Origin of the sequence: Polaribacter sp. Z014 (genome assembly GCF_023555435.1) — a bacterium.
In the GTDB taxonomy this organism is placed as follows: domain Bacteria; phylum Bacteroidota; class Bacteroidia; order Flavobacteriales; family Flavobacteriaceae; genus Polaribacter.
In genome coordinates, this window is the sequence record NZ_JALCZP010000003.1 from 272,525 (window position 1) to 292,847 (window position 20,323).

A 20,323-nucleotide genomic window follows, 5' to 3' on the forward strand; every position below is an offset into this window, starting at 1 on the left:
ATGACAGTTCAAAATACCAAGAGAAGCACGCAATTAAATTCTATTTCAGAAGCGATTGAAGACATTAGAAACGGTAAGATTATTATTGTTGTAGATGATGAAAACAGAGAAAATGAAGGTGATTTTTTAGCCGCTGCAGACAAAGTAACACCAGAAATGATTAATTTCATGGCAACACATGGTAGAGGTTTAATTTGTGCTCCATTAACAGAAACACGTTGTAAAGAATTAGACTTACATGTAATGGTTAATAACAATACGGATCCTATGGAAACCGCTTTTACCGTTTCTGTAGATTTACGCGGTAAAGGTGTTACAACAGGTATTTCTGCAGGAGACAGAGCTTTAACAGTAAAGGCATTAGTAGACAAAAACACAAAACCTTTTGAGTTAGCAAGACCAGGACATGTTTTTCCTTTAATAGCCAAAGAAGGTGGCGTTTTACGTAGAACCGGTCACACAGAAGCTGCTATAGATTTTGCCCGTTTAGCAGGATTACAACCTGCTGGTTTTATTGTAGAAATAATGAATGAGGATGGAACAATGGCACGCTTACCTCAACTTTTAGAAGTTGCTAAAAAATTCGATATTAAAATTGTTTCTATTGAAGATTTAGTGGCTTACAGAATGGAGCATGATTCTTTAATTGAAATAAAAGAAGACTTTAATCTACAAACTAGATTTGGTGATTTTAGAGTAAGAGCCTACCAACAAACTACAAATAACCAAGTTCATATTGCCTTAACAAAAGGTTCTTGGACTAAAGATGAAGCAACCTTAACCAGAGTAAATTCTACTTTAGTTAATAATGATATATTAGGAACCTTAACAAATAATGCCGACAAGAAATTAGACCAAATGTTTCAGGTGATTAATGACGAAGGAAAAGGCGCTATTATTTTTGTGAATCAACAGAATCATTCTCAGAATTTATTAAGTAGATTGTCTGTTTTAAAAGAGAATCAGAAAAACGGGAACATTAAAGCTCCAGAAATCAAAATGGACAACAAAGATTTCGGAATTGGAGCTCAGATTTTACATGATTTAAACATTCGTCAATTAAAATTAATTACAAATACGCAACAAACAAAACGTGTAGGTATGATTGGTTATGGTTTAGAGATTGTAGATTATGTAAATTATTAATACACTTACATTCATTTTGTATATCAACCTTATTTAACATTTACTATTAAATAAGTAAATGTTAAATAAGGTTGATAAAACATACTACTTAGTATTTTTTATTAAATTCGAAAAATGTTACAGAAACAAAAATCGGAATCTACGAAAGAATTAATTCTTAATGAATCCTTTAAATTATTTTATAAAGATGGCTTTAAAGCCACTAGTGTAGATAAAATAATGCTAAAAACAAAGCTAACAAAAGGAGCTTTTTATCATCATTACAAAAACAAAAAAGAATTAGGAGTTGCTATAATTAAGCTAAAATTACAAAAGACAGCTTATAACAGTATGATTGCTCCTCTTTACACTTCTGGTAATGCTATTAAAATTTTAAATTCCACTTTTTTAGACAGAATTAAATCTTTTTCTCTAGAAGAAAAACAACAGGGTTGTCCAATGAATAATTTTATCAATGAAATTGGAAATTCAGAAAAAGTGTATCAAATTGCATTAAAATCGATTATTGAAGAGTGGAAATCTGCACTAATACATCTCATAGAAAAAGGAAAAAAAGAAAATTATATTAAAAAATCTATTTCAAGTACGTCTACTGCCATTTATTTAATAAGTGCTTATGAAGGTATAAGAGGAATACGTAAATTATATGAAAGTGATGAAATTTTTAATGAATACCTATTAGGGTTATCATTGTACATCAATCAATTAAAAGCTTGATTTTTTTTTCAATAAAAACATACCAAATAGTATCTATTATAAAAAACTAAATAATGAAATTAAAAAACAAAGTAGTTATTGTAACAGGTTCATCCAAAGGAATTGGTAAAGAAATAGCACTACTATTAGCTGAAAATAAAGCGAAAGTAATTGTTAATTATGCGAATAGTGAAGCAGAAGCAAATGAGACCGTTAGTACTATTATTACCAACGGAGGGCAAGCATTTGCTATAAAAGCAGATGTTAGTAAAAGAAAAGAAGTTACTTTCCTTTTTGATAAAACCATAGAAATTTATGGCAAAATAGATGTATTAGTCAACAATGCAGGTGTTATGAATTCTAAAAAACTAAAAGATAACACAGAAGAAGATTTTGATACTCATTTTAATGTAAATGTTAAAGGACTTTTTAACACATTACAGGAAGCAGAAAGCAAACTTGCAGATAATGGAAGTATTATAAATATTTCTTCTAGCACCGTAAAACTAATGTTACCAACATACGCTATTTACTCTGCAACCAAGGCTGCTGTAGAACAAATGACACGTGTATTTTCTAAAGAAATTGGTAGAGGCATTTCTGTAAACGCCCTGGCTCCTGGCCCTACAGAAACAACCTTATTTTTAAAAGGAAAGTCGCCAGAATTTATTAAAACATTAAGTGCCATGAACGCTTTTAACCGCTTGGCAAAACCTATTGATATAGCTCGTGTAGTTTTGTTTTTGGCTAGCGATGAATCTCAATGGATTTCCGGACAAGTTATTGGTGCAAACGGAGCAATGGTATAAAATATTTAAAATTCATTAATTAGTCCCCCACTTTTTAATTCAATTGGCTGCTTATTTTGTTCAAACAAACGAGCAGTCAATTTCCCTCTTAAAAAAATAGCATCATTAGCAACTTCTAGCCAACTTCCTTCTCGCAAACCTAAAACCGGAGTATCATTAAATACATGAAACTCTTTTATACGAGTTTCCCTCGTTTCGCCCATGTGAGTAGAACCTTCAATTGGATCTAAATAATGCGCATTTATATTAAAAGGAATACAGCCCAAAGTTGTAAAACTCGGTGGATATACAATTGGCATATCATTAGTATTCTTCATATTTATACCACAAATATTACTTCCGGCACTTGTGCCTAAATATGGAGTACCATTATCTATAACTTCTTTTAAAACAATTAAAACCTCATTTTTGTATAATTGATTTACCAACTCAAATGTGTTTCCTCCTCCTGTAAAAATTGCTTCAGAATTTTTAATAGCACCTTTAGGATTCTCAAACTCATGAATCCCTTTTACATCAATATTAAGATTAGAAAAAGCTTTTTTGGCTATCGCAGTATAAGTGTCGTAAGAAATTCCACTTGGTCTTGCATACGGAATAAATAATAGTTCTTTTACTCCTTTAAAGTGTAATTTTAGAGTAGGTAATAAATATTCTAAATAAGTACTTCCATGTACTGTAGATGTACTAGCAATAATCATTTTTTTCATATACCAAAAATAAGAATTTTAAGCGTTCTTTTAACACAAGTTTACAATTCTCTTAATAGAGTTTTATGACACTTTACGACGTTCTTTGTAAGAATGAAAAAATTGTTAGCCATATTCACTTTTCTTATTAGCATTCCTATTTTAGAGGCTCAAGAAAAAAGGACTTTTATTACAGGTACAACTGTTTTAGATAGTTTGGCTATTGCAGATGTACATATTGTAAATAAAAACTCCAACATTGGTACGATTACCAACGATCATGGTTTTTTTGAAATACCTGTTAAAATTGGAGATACCTTATTTTACTCTCATTTAAAATACAAACACAAGCAAATTGTAATTACCGATAGCATAATTTCTGCTAGAAACTTAAACATTCAACTAGAAGAAAATACCATTGTTTTAAAAGAAATTGTACTAGAAAAACAAGAAAGTATTTTTTATAGAGATCCAAAAATAACCACTTATAAAGGACCTGTTGTAAATGCAGCAAAACTGAATTTGCCTTATGCAAATACCACTATAAATGAAGATAAATCTCTTGTGAAATTCCGCTCTGGTGCTTCCATAAATTTAGGCAATTTAATAAATACTATTAACGGAAATAAGAAAAGAGAAAAACAGCTAAAGGAAATGGCTTTAGAAGATACTGAACTAGAAAAAATTAGGAAACATTTTACTGATGACTTTTTTATTACAGACTTAAAAATTCAAAAAGTTTATATAAATCAATTTCTAAATGATTGCATCGATAAAAATATAATTCGTATTTTTAAAAGAGATAATAAATTAGATGTACTAAAATTATTAATGAAGGAAAGTAAACTTTTTCCTCGCAAAATAGTAAATGAAGATTTATATTTAACCGATCATTAGCACCACTCAATGGAAAAAAAACTATTTCAACTTTTTTTATTTTTTACAACCCTAACTTCTTTGGCCCAAGAAAGACAAACGTTAATAGCTGGAAGAGTTTTGGACTCTTTGGGGGTTGTTAAAAGAGCAAATATCATCAACCTAAAAACAAATCAAGGTACTTTTTCTTATGATGATGGTCGTTTTCAAATTCATGTTTCTTTGGGCGATTCTTTAAGGTTTTCTACGATACAACACGTTACCCAAATAATAACCATCAATAAAGAAATAATAGATAACAAAGCCCTAATAGTAAGACTAAAATTTAATACGTATGTTTTGGATGAATTTGAATTAAAAAGAAATAATTTAACTGGTAAATTGGCTTTAGATGTTAAAAACATACCTACTGAAGAAAAGTATGCTTTATTAAAAAGCAATATGGATTTTTCTAATGTAGATTTTTCTATAGTAGACCATAGAATAGACGCTAATGATAGAGTAAAATCTACCCCAGTAAATACCGTTGCTAATTCTTATTCTGGCATTAATGCAGGAGGACTCATACAAGGCCTGTTTTCTTCTAAGAAATTTGAAAAATCACAATTACTTGATGAAAAATTCGATCGTAAAAAAGCATTTAGAAACAAAATACTATCAGAACTTGGAGAAGATTTTTTCTTTGAAAAATTAAAAATACCGAAAGAAAAATATTTTCATTTTTTAGACTATTGTGATTATTTAGATCTCTATAAAATATATAACGAAAATAAAATTTTAAAACTGATAGAAATATTTCAGAAAGAAAGTATCCCGTATTTAAAAATCCTAAAAGAAGAATAAGTTAAAAATGTATGGTAAAAAGACTGCTTCTACTTTTTATACTCATCATAACTTTTACTTCTTTATCACAAGAAACAAAAATATTGCTTTCTGGCAAAGTTACCGACTCTTTAGGTGCTGTTCAAAATTCCTAAAAAAATTACAATCATTTTTCAGAATACTGCAATCCTTTAGGCATAGAACAGCTACATAAAGAAAACAAGGTTTTAGAACTTATAAAAATCTTTCAGAAAGAAAGTATTCCGTATTTAAAAATCATAAAAAAAGAGTAATTTGGCGCAATAATTGTTTTAATATCAATATGAATTCTAAAAAAACTTTTTTACTTTTATTTATAATTCCATTGCTCTCCTTCTCTGCTCACAAGTATTATTTAAGCTTAACTCAGATTGAATACAGAAACGAAAAACAAGTTGTACAAATAACAATTAATGTTTTTATTGATGATATAGAAGATGCTTTAAACAAGAAATATAATATAGACTTACAATTAGACACAAAAAAGGAATTAAAAGACAATGATGTTTATTTTATAAAATATTTAAACGAAAAATTGCATTTAAAAATTGATACTGTTTCTAAGAACTTTAATTATATTGGTAAAGAATATGATGGAGATTTAGTGTATTTTTATTTGGAAATTGAAGATGTAAAACAAGTGCATACTATAGAAATTACCAATAAAATTTTAACAAATCACTTTCCACAACAACAAAATTTAATTAAGTCTAAAGTTGGTGAAAAACACAAAAGTATTTTACTAAATGCTAAAAACGATAAAGGTTTGTTAAAATTTTAACTCTTTTTAACTTTTTTAACTACTTATCCTTAATTTGTACGCTAATTCAATTCAGGTACAAATGAAAAAAATTACATTACTACTAATTAGTGTTTTTTTTATTGGGACAAATATATTTGCCCAAGAAAAAAATATTACCCAGCAAGGTCATATCAATCAGAATAAGTTTAAACAACTTAAAGACGAATTAGCAACTCCTAATAGTCAAAGAACTGCTTCTGGAGCACCTGGTGTAAATTATACACAACAGAAAGTAGATTATGTAATGGATATTATTTTAGATGACAACAATCAAAAAATAACGGGTAAAGAAACTATTATATATCATAATAATTCTAAAGATGCATTAACTTATTTATGGGTGCAGTTAGATCAGAATATGAGAGCTGCAGATTCTAAAACGCCAGATATTCAACCAAATAAAATTTCTAAATCCTTATCTAAAAGTAGTTTTAATCGTAGTTTTCCAGAAACACCTTTTAAGGGTGGTTTTAAAATTACGAGTGTATCAAACATTAATGGTAGTAAATTATCACACACCATTAACCAAACAATGATGCGTATTAATTTACCACAACCTTTGGCTGCTGGAACAACTTTTTCTTTTAAAGTAAGTTGGTGGTACAATATTAATAATCATAGAACTCAAGGTGGTAGATCTGGTTTTGAGCATTTTACAGAAAATAATAACAACAATTATGTAATTGCACAATTTTATCCAAGAATGTGCGTGTATGACAACGTAGAAGGATGGCAAAATGGTCAGTTTTGGGGAAGAAGTGAATTTGCATTAGAATTTGGAGATTTTACCGTAAATATCACAACCCCTAAAGACCACATGTTAGGTGCAACAGGTAATTTACAAAACGAAAGTGAAGTTTTTACAAAAACAGAATTAAAAAGATTAGCAAAAGCTAGACAAACTTTTGACAATCCTGTTGTTATTCGCACTCAAAAAGAGGCTACAAAAATTGAAAAAAGCAAATCTAAAGAAACCAAAACCTGGAAATTTGTTGCTAAAAATGTTAGAGATTACGCTTTTGCATCTTCAAGAAAATTTATTTGGGATGCTATGGCAGTAGACATTAACGGTAAAACGGTAATGGCATATTCTTTATATTCTAAAGAAGCAAATCCTTTATATGGCAAACATTCTACAAGAGCAGTTGCGCAAACCTTAAAAACATATTCTAAATATACTTTTGATTACCCGTACCACAAAGCAATTTCTGTAGATGGACAAATGGGAATGGAATACCCACAAATTTGTTTTAACCCAGGAAGACCAGATGTAGATGGTACGTATTCTGACAGAGTGAAATACAGAATGATAAAAGTAGTTATTCATGAAGTTGGTCATAACTTTTTTCCGATGATTGTAAATTCTGATGAAAGACAATGGACTTGGATGGATGAAGGACTAAACTCTTATGTAGAAATGCAAGCAGAATTAGAATATGATAAAGATTTTCCTATTACAAGAGGCTATCCTAAAAATATTGTAAAATATATGGCTGGAGATCAATCTAAGATTGCACCTATTATGACCAAAGGAGATAATGTGTATGAATTTGGTAACAATGCATATGCCAAACCAGCTACCGCTCTATGGATTTTAAGAGAAACTATTATGGGAAAAGAATTGTTTGACCATGCTTTTAGAACCTACTCGAAACGTTGGATGTTTAAACACCCAACACCTGCAGATTTCTTTAGAACTATGGAAGATGCCTCTGGTGTAGATTTAGATTGGTTTTGGAGAGGTTGGTTTTACACTACAAATGTAACTGATATTGGTATTAAAAGTGTGAAAAAATACTACACAAAAGCAAATGGAGATAATGTAGATTTTATTGAAGATACCACAGAAGGCTTAGGTTTTGGAGCTGCGAAAAACCAAAAATCTAAATTTCATTATGAAATTACCTATAACAAACCAGGTGGATTAGTAATGCCAATTATTGTACAATTTAATTATACAGATGGTACAACTGAAAGAAAAGTATATCCGGCACAAATTTGGAGACTTAATGATCAAGAAATCACCAAAGTTTTTTCTTCTAACAAAGAAGTTTCTAAAATTATTATAGACCCTAATTTAGAAACCGCCGATGTAGATACCTCTAACAATAGCTGGCCAAAAGAACAAAGTAATAAGTTCGAAAAATTTAAAAGCAAAATAAAGGGATAACCATAATTTTTAACCAAAAAAAGCGATACATCAACATATCGCTTTTTCTTATAAAAGTTTGTTAATTTTTTAACATTTCCCCACCTATCTATACACTAATCACTAATTTTATCCACAATTAAATTCAAATTAAATCAAATGAAAAAACTCTCTTTAATGATGTTTTCTCTATTTTTTGTTGCAACAGGTATTTTTGCTCAAGAAAAAAAAGAAGAAAATAGCGCTCCACAAGGGCACACAGACCAAAACAAATTTAGACAACTAAAAGATGTTTTGGCAACTCCTAATGATCAACACACAGCATCTGGTGCTCCTGGAAGTCAATACAGTCAACAAAAAGTTGATTATGTAATGGACATTCGTTTAGAAGAAAGTACTAATAAGATTTATGGTGATGAAACAATTACATATCACAACAATTCTAAAGATCAATTAGAATATTTATGGGTACAGTTAGACCAAAACATGAGAGCAGACGACTCTAAAACCCCTTTAGCTAAATCTACAGGTGCTTCACCTTTTATTAGTCCGGATAAGTTTAAAAGTACTTTTATGGAAGAAGGAAAAGGCTTTGGTTTTCATATCGAAAAAGTAGAAAGTAATGGTAAACCTTTATCACACTTTATAAACAGCACCATGATGCGTATTAATTTACCAACACCTTTGGCTTCTGGAGATACTTTTAAATTTAGCATAAAATGGAATTACAAAATTAACGACATCAACAAAGATGGTGGACGTTCTGGTTTAGAAACTTTTCCTGACGGAAACAATAATTATACAATTGCTCAATTTTTTCCAAGATTAGCCGTGTATAACAACGTAGAAGGATGGCAAAATATGCAATTCTGGGGTCGTAGTGAATTTGCTTTAGAATTTGGAGACTATGAAGTAAACTTAACAGTGCCTGCTGATCATATTGTAGATGCAACTGGGGTTTTACAAAACGAAAAAAATGTATTATCTAAAACACAACGTAAACGTTGGGAACAAGCAAGAACATCTTATAACAAACCCGTTATAATTGTAACGCAAGCGGAAGCTGAAAAAGCAGAAAAAGGACGTGCTAAAAATACAAAAACGTGGAAATTTAAAGCAGAAAAAGTAAGAGACTTTGCATTTGCATCTTCTAGAAAATACATCTGGGATGCCATGGCAACCAAAATAAATGGTAAAACGGTAATGGCTGTTTCTTTATATCCTAAAGAAGGAAACCCTTTATGGGAAGAGCACTCTACAAGAGCTGTTGCACATACATTAATTGAATATTCTAAATTAACATTCGATTACCCGTATCCTAAAGCTATTTCTGTTCATTCCCAAAGACAAGGAATGGAATATCCTATGATTTGTTTCAACTTTGGGCGTCCAGAACCAGATGGAACATATTCTGACAGAACTAAAAAAGGAATGTTAGGTGTAATTATACATGAAGTAGGCCACAACTTTTTTCCTATGATAGTAAATTCTGATGAAAGACAATGGACTTGGATGGATGAAGGATTAAACTCTTTTGTTGAAATTTTAGCAGAGTACAGTTATGATTATGACTTATTTGCAAGTAACCCAGCAAAAGAAATTACAAGATATATGAGCGGAGACCAAAGTAACATCTCTCCGATTATGTCTCAAGGAGATTATGTAAAACAATTTGGCCCTAACGCTTATACAAAACCTGCGGCGGCTTTATATATTTTACGTACAACGATTATGGGACCAGAATTGTTTGACCATGCATTTAGAACTTATTCTAAACGTTGGATGTTTAAACACCCTACTCCTGCAGATTTCTTTAGATCTATGGAAGATGCATCTGCGATGGACTTAGACTGGTTTTGGAGAGGTTGGTTTTATACCACAGATGTAAATGACATTGCTATTAAAACAGTAAAACCTTTATTTTTAACAGACAAGCCTAACGAAAGAGTTGCAAAACTAAAAGAACAATACAAGCAATATTTTGATGGTTTAGGAGACTTAGTTTACATTACCGATAAAAAAGAAGATGCCAATCCTAAAGCAATGGATGCGTATGCAGAAGGTAAAGAAGTACCTTCTTTTATTTATTCTGTAGAGTTTAAAAAACAAGGAGGACTAATAATGCCACTAATTATAGAGTTAACCTATGCAGATGGTACTACTGAAAAACAAACATTTCCGGCTCAAATATGGATGAAAAATGATACTGTTAAAAGAGTATTTGCATCAAGTCAAGAAATTAAAAGTATCACCGTAGATCCAGATTTTGAAACAGCAGATGTAGATACCTCTAACAATAGCTGGCCTAAGAAAGAATCTAATGCCTTTGATAAATTTAAAAACAAAGTAAAACAATAAATTACTTACTGTTTTCTTACACTAAAAGCCTCACGTTTGTGTGGCTTTTTTTATGCTGATAATTCTTATAATAAAACTCATTAAACATTTTACTATAATTGTTTATTATGCAATTATTTTAAAGCCAATTGTAAGAAAAAACGGCTCATCATATATAACCATAAAAAATAAATTTAATTTCCTTAAAAAAATCGTTTTAAAACGCAAGGACTGCAATCTTAAAATTATAAACTAACCTCCTATTTTAGCATTAAATTAGGATTTTTTATAAGGCTATTTCAGCATAAAAAATTAATTTAGCTAACACATTTAAATAATCACACAATCTAAATATAATAACCACATGAAAATAAATAATATCTTAGAAGGCATTGGGAATACACCCGTTGTAAGATTGGCAAAATTATTTCCAAACGCAAATGTTTGGATGAAACTAGAAAAAGCGAATCCAGGTGGAAGTATAAAAGACAGAATTGCATTGGCAATGATTGAAGATGCTGAAAGTAAAAACCTTATTAATAAAGATACCGAAATCATAGAGCCAACCTCTGGTAACACTGGTGTTGGTTTAGCCATGGTTGCAGCGGTAAAAAACTTAAAACTTACCCTTGTAATGCCCGAATCTATGTCTATAGAAAGACGTGCATTAATGAAAGCTTATGGAGCAAATCTTGTGCTTACTCCAAAAGAACTTGGTTTGGGAGGTACTATTACAAAGGCAAACGAAATGGTAGCAGAAAATAAAAATGCGTGGATGCCATCTCAATTTACAAACCCAGCAAACCCAAAAATACACCATGAAACAACTGCTCAAGAAGTGGTTAATGATTTTCCAGAAGGTTTAGATTACTTAATTACAGGAGTTGGAACTGGTGGACATATTACTGGTATGGCTGAAGTTTTAAAAGAAAAATTTCCAAGTATAAAAGTATTGGCTGTAGAACCTAGCGGCTCTGCTATTATTTCTGGAGGAGAACCAGGACCTCATAAATTACAAGGAATTGGCCCAGGGTTTTTTCCTGAAACTTTCAATAGAAATATAATTGATGGTGCTGTTAAAATAACAAATGAAGAAGCATTTGCAGAGGTTAGAAACATTGCAAAAACGGAAGGAATTTTAGTAGGTATTTCTACAGGAGCCTCTTTAGCTGCTGTTAGAAAACAACTGCCAACATTACAAGGAGAAGAAATCATATTAACTATGAATTACGATACAGGAGAACGTTACCTTTCTGTAGAAGGTCTTTTAACAGATTAAAAAAATACAATTATTATTATTAAAAAAGCCTCACAAATTGTGAGGCTTTTTTTAAATCTAAAATTACACCAGATTCTTATATTCTAATAAATTGAAATACTGAAACAATTTCTGTATCACAAGATTATGTCTTATTTTAATGAGTAAGGTTTATTTAAAAAATGAATCTACAAATTCATGTTTATTAAACACTTGTAAATCATCAACTCCTTCTCCTACTCCAATATATTTTACAGGTATTTTAAATTGATCTGAAATACCAATAACAACACCACCTTTTGCCGTACCATCTAATTTAGTAACTGCTAAAGAAGTAACTTCTGTAGCCAAAGTAAATTGTTTAGCTTGCTCAAAGGCATTCTGACCTGTAGAACCATCTAAAACTAATAATACATCATGTGGAGAATTGTCAACCACTTTTTGCATTACACGTTTTATCTTCGTTAACTCATTCATTAAATTAACTTTATTATGTAAACGACCTGCGGTGTCTATAATTACAACATCTGCATCTTGATTTACTGCAGATTTTAAGGTATCAAAAGCAACGGAAGCAGGATCAGACCCCATTTCTTGACGTACAATTGGTACATCTGTTCTGTCTGCCCAAACTTGTAATTGGTCTATGGCTGCTGCTCTAAAAGTATCGGCTGCTCCTAAAACAACTTTTAATCCTTGTTTTTTAAATTGTGCTGCTAACTTACCAATAGTAGTTGTTTTACCAACTCCATTTACACCAACTACCATTAAGACATAAGGCATTTTATTACCGTCTTTATCTTTAGGTATTTCCGGAATTACAAATTCGGTTTCGTTACCTACATTGGTTTCAGAAAGTAAGCCTGCAATTTCTTCGCGCAGAATTCTATTTAACTCATCTGTACCAACATATTTGTCTTTGGCAACTCTAGCTTCTATTCTTTCAATAACCTTAAGAGTTGTATCTACACCAACATCTGAGGCTACTAAAATTTCTTCTAAGTTATCTAAAACCGCGTCATCTACTTTAGATTTACCCGCAACTGCTTTTGTTAATTTACCAAAGAAACTTTCTTTAGACTTTTCTAACCCCTTGTCTAAGGTTTCTTTTTTTTCTTTTGAAAATATTTTTTTAAAAAAACTCATTTTTATCTTTTATACTATAATAGCAATACGTTAAAAAACGTGCCATTTGTTGGGTTTGGTCAAATTGTCACTAAATAAGCTTGCGTTAGCGATTGAAATGGCATCCTTTTCTCTTAAAAAGCAACTTATTTACTTATTAGTAAAAGGTTTTCATTAAAACACAAAATTATCTTAACTATAACAGCATAAGAAAAGATATAATGTAAAGCGCGACCTTTTTAGGTAACGCTCAAAAATACGGAATTATAAGACGCAAAAAAAACTACTTTCTAAATTAGAAAGTAGTTTTATATATTTTATATAGTAAATATTACTTTTTTGCTAAAAATGCATCTACTTTTGATGGATCCATAATTGCTTCTACGAAAGTATACGCTCCAGATTTTGGAGATTTTACCATTTTGATAGCTTTACTTAATCTTTTTGAAGATGTTTGTAACGATGCTACTGTTTTTTTTGCCATTGTCTAAGTTTTTTAAATCTATGTGCTCTATTCTGAGTTCTAGATAGTTTAATTATTTAATTTCTTTGTGAACAGTCATTTTCTTTAAGATAGGATTGAATTTTTTAATTTCCATTCTATCTGGAGTGTTCTTTTTGTTCTTTGTTGTAATGTATCTAGAAGTACCTGCTTTACCAGAAGCTTTATGCTCTGTGCATTCTAAAATTACCTGAACTCTGTTTCCTTTTTTTGCCATCTGTATAAAATTTTAAATCGCTTAAGCTTATTTAGTTAAAAATCCGTTAGCTCTCGCTTCTTTTATAACTGTAGAAATTCCTTTCTTGTTAATATTTTTTAATGCAGAAGCAGATACTTTTAATGTTATCCATTTATCTTCTTCTGGGATATAAAAACGCTTGGTCATTAGATTAGCGTCAAACTTTCTCTTAGTTCTATTTAAAGCGTGAGATACATTGTTCCCAACCATTGCTTTTTTACCTGTTAATTCACAAACTCTAGACATCTTTTCGACAGTATTTATAGTGTTATCTCTAAACGAGGTGCAAATATACAGATAATTCTAATTCTGAACAAAACTATTTTACTATTATTTATCAAATAATTTCAATTGCTTAAAAATGTATGTTTTTTGCAGACTCTTTACGGCTAATTAACATGGGAAAAGAAACGCCTGCCGTTAGAGAAAAAATAATAAAAATAGCTTTTAAGCCATCATTTATAGTATGATTTAATATAATTTGATATGTTTTTGCATCTAACTCTGTTGTAAGCTTAAAAAAACCTAACATAGCCTCATACGCAAAAGCCCCTGGAATCATAGGTATAACTGCCGGAATAGATAAAATTAGAGGTGGCACATGTTGTTTATGTGCTGCTGGAATACTTAAAAACCCAACAACAATAGCCCCTACTAATGATGCTAGCGTTATATGTACCCCAAAGTGAATTAAAATTAACTTACAAGTACCGCCAATAGCTGCTAACACAGCTGCCATAATTAATGCTTTTTTAGGTACATTAAATAATTTAGCAAAACCTACAGAAGCAACAGCCAACCAAACTGCCATTTCTAAAAAGTGGAAAATTTTCATCTTTAAAAATTATAAATTAACATGGCAACAAACATGCCTAATGAAATAAATAGTGCTATTAACATGGCATGAGTACCTCTAACAATTCCGTTCATGGTATAACCATCCATTAAATCAGAAAATGAATTGATTAAAGGTACGCCAGGAATTAGAAATAAAACGGAGGTAGCAAAAGCCAAATGATTTGTGCTACTATCATTTAAAAAAGTACTTCCACCAGCAATTAAACTGGCTGTTAATGCAGCAAAAGCAATACTTAAATAAACATTAAATTTTATTTTTGCCGAATAATGCCTTACAATAAAACCAAAAAATGTAGCTACAAAAGCAATAAGCATATCTAAATACATCCCTCCAAATAATCTACAGAACCCTGCATCTGCAAAGCTTACAAAGATTAAAACCGATATAAAAGAGTAACGAGGAATGTTTTTTATTCTAACAATCTCATTTTGTAATTGTTTTAATAATAATTTACCTTCTACAACTTTCCAACTTAATTTACTTATTTCTGATACTAGAGTAAAATTTACACTGTGCGGAGGTGTTTTTTTAAAACTATTATAAAGTTCGTCCGTTGTGTTATTTCTTAGTAATAAAAACACCGTTTTATGAGTTATTAATGTTTCGCTACTATACCCTAAACCAGCTCCTAAACGTTCTATAGTCAACCTAATTCTATGAGTACTTGCTCCAGACTCCATTAACAAACTACCTACTTCTAAAAGACTATTAGAAGTTTCTATAATTTCTTTATCTTTCATTTTATGTTATTTCCTTCCAAACATTAGAAGACTTAAAAGATTTATAATACTAACTCTTTGTACACTATTTCTAACGCTTTACTAACCGTTCTATTAATTACCTTTTCTCTTGGTTGGCCAAAATTAAATTCTTCTACAATTTCTTTATCATCAGAAATAACAGCAATGTAAACTATCCCTACACTTTTATCTGTAAGATCTGTTGTTGGCCCCGCATTACCCGTTACTGCAATTGCATAATTTGTTTGTAATTTAGCCTTAACTCCTTTAGCCATTTCTAAAGCAACTTCTTTACTAACAACACTATATTTTTTGATGGTTTCTGCAGAAACACCTAATAAATTAATTTTTGTTTCGGCAGAATAAGTTACAAAACCACCTTTATAATAAGTAGAAGCACCTGGTACAGAAACTAAATTTGCAGAAATTTGCCCACCTGTTAAGCTTTCTGCGGTAGAAATAGTTTTATTTTTCTTTTGTAACAACTCCCCTATTCTTTTTTCTAAAGAACTATCATCATCTAAACCCGTAATAATTTCTGGCAGTAATTGGTAAATTTCAGCTACTTTCTCATTTATCTCAGTTTCTAAAATTTCTTTGTCTTCGCCTTTGGCGGATAAACGCAGCCTTACTTTACCAAATGAGGGTAAATATGCCAACTTAATATAAGAAGGTAAATTATTTTCGAATTCTTCAATTCTTTCTGCAATGCTACTTTCTCCGGCTCCATACGTCATAATAGTTTTATGAATAATGAAGGGTAATTTAAATTGCTGCTGAATTTTTGGTAAAACTTTATGGGTAATTAAACCTTTCATTTCATACGGAACTCCTGGAAGTGACACAAAGACAGTCTTATTTTCATAAAACCACATTCCGGGTGCAGTACCAAAATTATTCATTAACAAAGTTGCTTTTGAAGGCAATTGCGCTTGGTATCTTTGTATTTCTTTAAATGGATGATTTATTTTTTGGAACAGTCCTTTTATATGTGCTATTACTTCCGGATATTCTATAAGCTTGTTATCATTAAAAAACTTCGCAATTGCTTTTTTAGTGATATCATCTTTTGTTGGACCTAAGCCTCCGGTTATGATAACAATACCTACCCTATCTTGTGCTTCTTTTAGAGCGTTTAGAATGTGTTGCTCATCATCTTGAATAGATGTTATTTGATACACTGAAACCCCTATTTTATTTAATTGCTGACCGATAAATTGTGAATTGGTATCTACAATTTGTCCGATGAGAATTTCATCTCCTATGGTTATGATTTCTGCTTGCATATAATTTTATTTAAACGCAAAGGGCGGAGAGTTATTTCGCTAAGGGCACAAAGAAAATATTTCTTTGCCTTTTGCTCACTTTTCGTTTTCTTTGCGAACTTTGCGGTTAATTTCTATTTTACTCTTATATTAAAAGACTCTTTTCCTTCAATAACACCTTTTAAAACATCATTTTCTACAACTTTACCAACTCCTGCAGGTGTTCCTGTAAAGATGATATCTCCTTTTTTTAAGGTGAAGTATTGTGAAACATAAGAAATTAATTCATCCGTTGTCCACAACATTGCATTGGTATTTCCGTCTTGAACAATTTCATCGTTTTTATACAATTGAAATTTTAAATTTTCTAAATCAAATTCTTCCTTTGGATAAAACTCACCAATAACAGCGCTTCCATCAAATGCTTTTGCTTTTTCCCAAGGCAATCCTTTTTCTTTACATTTTGCTTGTACATCTCTTGCCGTAAAATCGATTCCTAATCCAATTTCATCGTAATACTTATGTGCAAACTTAGCGTCTATATGTTTACCAACTTTATTTATTTTCACCAAAACCTCTACTTCATAATGAACATCATCTGAAAAAGGTGGAATAAAAAATGGATTTTTTCTTGGTAAAATAGCAGAATCTGGTTTTAAAAAAACTACAGGGTTTTCTGGTCTTTCATTTGCTAATTCTTCTATATGTTTTGCGTAATTGCGCCCAATACAAATTATTTTCATAAACTATAATTACAATTTATGAATTATGAATTACAAATTATCAAAATTCATAATTCATAATTCGTAATTAAAAATTATTCTCCTGCTTCTGGAAAAACAATTGCTCTATTTCCTGAAACAATTATTTGATGATTCAAGTGATTTTTTACTGCTTTTGCCAATACCAATTTTTCTATATCTGCACCAATTCTTTTTAGAGTTATTGGTGTACTTTCATGCGTTATTGGTTTTACGTCTTGCTCTATAATTGGCCCTTCATCTAAATCTACAGTTGCATAATGTGCCGTTGCTCCAATTAGTTTCACACCTCTTTCATACGCTTTTTTATACGGATTTGCTCCTTGAAAAGCAGGTAGAAATGAATGATGAATATTAATAATTCTCTCAGGGTAATGTTTAATAAAATCCGAAGATAAAATCTGCATATACCTTGCCATAATTACTAAATCTACCTCATTAGCGTCTAACAATTGTACAATTTGATCTTCTTGATCTCTTTTGGTCTCTTTTGTAACTGGTAAATGATAAAAAGGTACATTAAACATATCTGCTACATACCTTAATTTGTTATGATTACTGATAATCATTTTTACATTACAATCTAAACGTCCTTCTTTAGATCGTTCTAACAAATCATATAAATTATGACTTGTGTGCGAAACCATAATGGCTACATTTTGTTTTTTATCGCAATAATTTACAGACCAATCCATGTTTAATGGTGTTGCCAATTTCGAAAAATTATTTTCTAGAGTTTCCTTAGAAATATCCGTTCCCTTTGCATCTAAACGGACTCTCATAAAATAGGAGTTCTCAAGTGAATTTACATACTGCTGAGAACTTAAAATATTGAATCCGTTTTCATAAAAAAAACTGGTTATTTTTGCTACCAATCCTTTTTGATCCGGACATTTTATTAAAAAAGATACTACTTGTGGTTTCATTATAAATAATTACGAATTATAAATTTAGAATTACGTTTTGTGATTTTAAATTAAAAAAGATTTCGACTGCGCTCAATCGGACACTTGATAACTGATAACTGATAACTGATAACTGAAATCTATGGTATCCATTTTTTAGGAAAGTTTGGTTTTCTCTTTTCAAGAAAAGCATCTCTTCCTTCTTTTGCTTCATCAGTCATATATGCTAAACGGGTAGCTTCACCAGCAAAAACTTGCTGACCAACCATGCCATCATCTGTTAAATTCATGGCAAACTTTAACATTTTTATAGAAGTCGGACTTTTAGCTAATATTTCTTGCGCCCATTCATAAGCGGTAGATTCTAATTCTTCATGCGGAATAACGGCATTTACCATGCCCATATCATACGCTTCTTGTGCAGAATAATTTCTTCCTAAAAAGAAAATTTCACGAGCTCTTTTTTGCCCTACCATTTTAGCCAAATAAGCAGAACCATAACCACCGTCAAAAGAAGTTACATCGGCATCTGTTTGTTTAAAAATTGCATGTTCTTTAGAAGCCAAAGTTAAATCGCAAACCACATGTAAACTATGTCCGCCACCAACTGCCCAACCCGGAACCACTGCAATTACAGCTTTTGGCATAAACCTTATTAAACGTTGTACTTCTAAAATATTTAACCTGTGATACCCGTCTTCACCAACATAACCTTGATGTCCACGCGCTTTTTGATCACCTCCAGAACAAAAAGAATACACACCATCTTTGGTGCTGGGTCCTTCTGCTGAAAGAAGCACCACACCAATGTTTACATCTTCTCCTGCATCATAAAAAGCATCGTATAATTCTTTGGTTGTTTTAGGTCTAAAAGCATTTCTAACATTAGGCCTATTAAACGCTATTCTAGCAACTCCATTACACTTCTTATAGGTAATGTCTTCATATTCTTTAACAGTTTTCCACTCGGGTTGTATCATAATTTTGTATTTTGGACGTTCTTTTAGAAGAACAAAATAATTGGTTACAAAAATAAAGAATCAAATTTATGATAAAGAAATCGTTCATACTAATATTTATGCTATTTTGCCTTAGCGGGTTTTCTCAAAATATTATAAAAAAAACTATCCTATCTGATTATGCTGATGATCAAAGAAAAATAAGAATCTACCTTCCAAAGGGTTATGACAAAAATGAAGAAAAAAATTACCCTTTAGCTATTGTTTTAGATAGTGAGTTTTTGTTTGATACTTATGTTGGTAATTCTGTTTTATTTGCAGCTAAAGGCAAAGCTCCTAAACAAATTGTGGTAGGAATTGAAATGGCTAAAACCAGAAAAAAAGACACCTATTTTAATGTAACTAATGGAGAATTAACTACAGATAATAAGAAGTTTTATCAATTTATAAAAGATGAAGTAATTTTTGAATTGGAAAGTAATTACAATACTTCTCCATTTATTACTATTGTAGGAGAAGGCACTTCTGCCAACTTAGTTTCCTTTTTTTTAGGTGAAAAAATCCCTCTGATCAACTCTTACATTTGTATAAACCCTACTTTTTCTGATTTTATAGGACAACAAATGCAAGATTATAATTTACCTAGATTATTAAAAGAAGACAACACTTTTTACTTGTACATCAACAACTCCACTTCATTTTCTACAACAAAACAGACTCAAATAGGTGAATTACAAACAGGTTTAAGTGCTTTAGAGTTAAAAAACTTTAATATTATAAATGACACTATAAATACTACTAGCAGCATATCTGCAATGAGCGAAGCAATTCCTAGAGCTTTAAACAAAGTTTTTGAAGTTTACTCTGCTATTTCTAAAGAAGAATTTGAGAATAATATAAAAGATTTATCTCCTTCTGACGCAATTGCTTATTTAGAAAACAAATACGTAGAAATTGAATTCCTTTTTGGGAGTAATTTAGATATTAGAGAAAGTGATGTGTATGCAATAGAAAAAATAGTTATGGAAAAAGAAAATGGAGATCAATTACTTCCGTTTGGTAAAATGATTCTAAAATTATATCCATCATCTCCTTTAGGTGATTATTATGTTGGTAAATATTACGAAAAAGGAAAACAAATTAGAAAAGCTATTATACAGTATAAAATTGGTTACGGAAAAATGGATCCTGCAGACCCAAATGCCGATAAGTTTTATGAAAATATTTTAAGATTGGGCGGAAGGTAAAAAGTATGCAGTATGCAGTATGCAGCATGCAGTATGCAGTATGCAGTATGCAGTATGCAGTATGCAGTATGCAGTATGCAAAATTAAAAAATCTATATT

The 20,323-nt window shown here is 30.8% G+C and carries 21 protein-coding genes; 10 read left to right on the forward strand and 11 right to left on the reverse strand.

What is annotated here, in order from left to right:
• The 3 genes from ribB to MPF19_RS06410 all read left to right on the forward strand — a co-directional run bounded on the left by ribB (position 1) and on the right by MPF19_RS06410 (position 2,651).
• The gene (gene ribB, locus MPF19_RS06400) at positions 1-1,146 is read left to right on the forward strand and encodes a 3,4-dihydroxy-2-butanone-4-phosphate synthase (protein ID WP_249987297.1); all 1,146 of its coding nucleotides are present in this window, start codon (positions 1-3) and stop codon (positions 1,144-1,146) included.
• A gap of 114 nt (positions 1,147-1,260) precedes the next feature.
• Positions 1,261-1,863, forward strand: a complete 603-nt coding sequence (locus MPF19_RS06405; protein WP_249987299.1) for a TetR/AcrR family transcriptional regulator — start codon at positions 1,261-1,263, stop codon at positions 1,861-1,863.
• Positions 1,864-1,916: 53 nt separating this feature from the next.
• Entirely contained in the window at positions 1,917-2,651 is a 735-nt protein-coding gene (locus MPF19_RS06410; RefSeq protein ID WP_249987300.1) for an SDR family oxidoreductase, read from the forward strand.
• Positions 2,652-2,656: 5 nt separating this feature from the next.
• Here MPF19_RS06410 and pepE read toward each other — a convergent pair whose 3' ends face one another.
• Positions 2,657-3,361 carry a dipeptidase PepE gene (gene pepE / locus MPF19_RS06415; RefSeq protein WP_249987302.1) on the reverse strand — a complete coding sequence of 235 codons (705 nt, stop codon included), beginning with the start codon at positions 3,359-3,361 and terminating at the stop codon, positions 2,657-2,659.
• A 93-nt stretch (positions 3,362-3,454) separates the two neighbouring features.
• On the opposite strand from pepE, the gene MPF19_RS06420 reads away from it, so the two are divergent.
• The 6 genes from MPF19_RS06420 (at position 3,455) to cysK (ending at position 11,644) form a co-directional block, all read left to right on the forward strand.
• On the forward strand, positions 3,455-4,237 hold the full coding sequence (locus tag MPF19_RS06420; protein WP_249987303.1) for a carboxypeptidase-like regulatory domain-containing protein: 783 nt from the start codon (positions 3,455-3,457) through the stop codon (positions 4,235-4,237).
• Between the two features lie 9 nt (positions 4,238-4,246).
• A complete protein-coding gene (locus tag MPF19_RS06425) occupies positions 4,247-5,059 on the forward strand; it encodes a hypothetical protein (RefSeq protein WP_249987305.1) in 813 nt (270 codons plus the stop codon).
• Between the two features lie 301 nt (positions 5,060-5,360).
• Positions 5,361-5,858: a DUF6702 family protein gene (locus MPF19_RS06430; RefSeq protein WP_203393567.1), complete on the forward strand. Its 498-nt coding sequence runs from the start codon at positions 5,361-5,363 to the stop codon at positions 5,856-5,858.
• 61 nt (positions 5,859-5,919) lie between these two features.
• The gene (locus tag MPF19_RS06435) at positions 5,920-8,049 is read left to right on the forward strand and encodes a M1 family metallopeptidase (RefSeq protein WP_249987307.1); all 2,130 of its coding nucleotides are present in this window, start codon (positions 5,920-5,922) and stop codon (positions 8,047-8,049) included.
• A gap of 138 nt (positions 8,050-8,187) precedes the next feature.
• Positions 8,188-10,386: a M1 family metallopeptidase gene (locus MPF19_RS06440; protein ID WP_249987308.1), complete on the forward strand. Its 2,199-nt coding sequence runs from the start codon at positions 8,188-8,190 to the stop codon at positions 10,384-10,386.
• Positions 10,387-10,729: 343 nt separating this feature from the next.
• Positions 10,730-11,644: a cysteine synthase A gene (cysK, locus tag MPF19_RS06445; RefSeq protein WP_203393570.1), complete on the forward strand. Its 915-nt coding sequence runs from the start codon at positions 10,730-10,732 to the stop codon at positions 11,642-11,644.
• A 150-nt stretch (positions 11,645-11,794) separates the two neighbouring features.
• On the opposite strand, the gene ftsY is transcribed toward cysK, so the two are convergent.
• From ftsY to MPF19_RS06495, 10 genes are all read right to left on the reverse strand, one after another.
• The gene (ftsY, locus tag MPF19_RS06450; RefSeq protein ID WP_249987310.1) at positions 11,795-12,769 is read right to left on the reverse strand and encodes a signal recognition particle-docking protein FtsY; all 975 of its coding nucleotides are present in this window, start codon (positions 12,767-12,769) and stop codon (positions 11,795-11,797) included.
• Positions 12,770-13,079: 310 nt separating this feature from the next.
• Positions 13,080-13,232, reverse strand: a complete 153-nt coding sequence (locus MPF19_RS06455; RefSeq protein ID WP_203393572.1) for a DUF4295 domain-containing protein — start codon at positions 13,230-13,232, stop codon at positions 13,080-13,082.
• Positions 13,233-13,284: 52 nt separating this feature from the next.
• Positions 13,285-13,467 carry a 50S ribosomal protein L33 gene (gene rpmG / locus MPF19_RS06460; protein ID WP_068449915.1) on the reverse strand — a complete coding sequence of 61 codons (183 nt, stop codon included), beginning with the start codon at positions 13,465-13,467 and terminating at the stop codon, positions 13,285-13,287.
• A gap of 27 nt (positions 13,468-13,494) precedes the next feature.
• A complete protein-coding gene (gene rpmB, locus MPF19_RS06465) occupies positions 13,495-13,734 on the reverse strand; it encodes a 50S ribosomal protein L28 (protein ID WP_105049176.1) in 240 nt (79 codons plus the stop codon).
• A gap of 109 nt (positions 13,735-13,843) precedes the next feature.
• Positions 13,844-14,323, reverse strand: a complete 480-nt coding sequence (locus tag MPF19_RS06470; protein WP_203393573.1) for a threonine/serine exporter family protein — start codon at positions 14,321-14,323, stop codon at positions 13,844-13,846.
• A gap of 2 nt (positions 14,324-14,325) precedes the next feature.
• On the reverse strand, positions 14,326-15,087 hold the full coding sequence (locus tag MPF19_RS06475; RefSeq protein WP_249987311.1) for a threonine/serine exporter family protein: 762 nt from the start codon (positions 15,085-15,087) through the stop codon (positions 14,326-14,328).
• 41 nt (positions 15,088-15,128) lie between these two features.
• Positions 15,129-16,373 (reverse strand): competence/damage-inducible protein A, encoded by a 1,245-nt coding sequence (locus MPF19_RS06480; protein ID WP_249987313.1) that lies wholly within the window; start codon positions 16,371-16,373, stop codon positions 15,129-15,131.
• 113 nt (positions 16,374-16,486) lie between these two features.
• Entirely contained in the window at positions 16,487-17,095 is a 609-nt protein-coding gene (locus MPF19_RS06485) for a fumarylacetoacetate hydrolase family protein (RefSeq protein ID WP_249987315.1), read from the reverse strand.
• Between the two features lie 74 nt (positions 17,096-17,169).
• On the reverse strand, positions 17,170-18,039 hold the full coding sequence (gene purU / locus MPF19_RS06490; RefSeq protein WP_249987316.1) for a formyltetrahydrofolate deformylase: 870 nt from the start codon (positions 18,037-18,039) through the stop codon (positions 17,170-17,172).
• Positions 18,040-18,158: 119 nt separating this feature from the next.
• Positions 18,159-18,998, reverse strand: coding sequence for a 1,4-dihydroxy-2-naphthoyl-CoA synthase (locus MPF19_RS06495; RefSeq protein WP_249987318.1), 840 nt, complete (start codon positions 18,996-18,998; stop codon positions 18,159-18,161).
• Between the two features lie 98 nt (positions 18,999-19,096).
• On the opposite strand from MPF19_RS06495, the gene MPF19_RS06500 reads away from it, so the two are divergent.
• Positions 19,097-20,224 (forward strand): alpha/beta hydrolase-fold protein, encoded by a 1,128-nt coding sequence (locus tag MPF19_RS06500; RefSeq protein WP_249987320.1) that lies wholly within the window; start codon positions 19,097-19,099, stop codon positions 20,222-20,224.
• Positions 20,225-20,323: the final 99 nt, after the last annotated feature.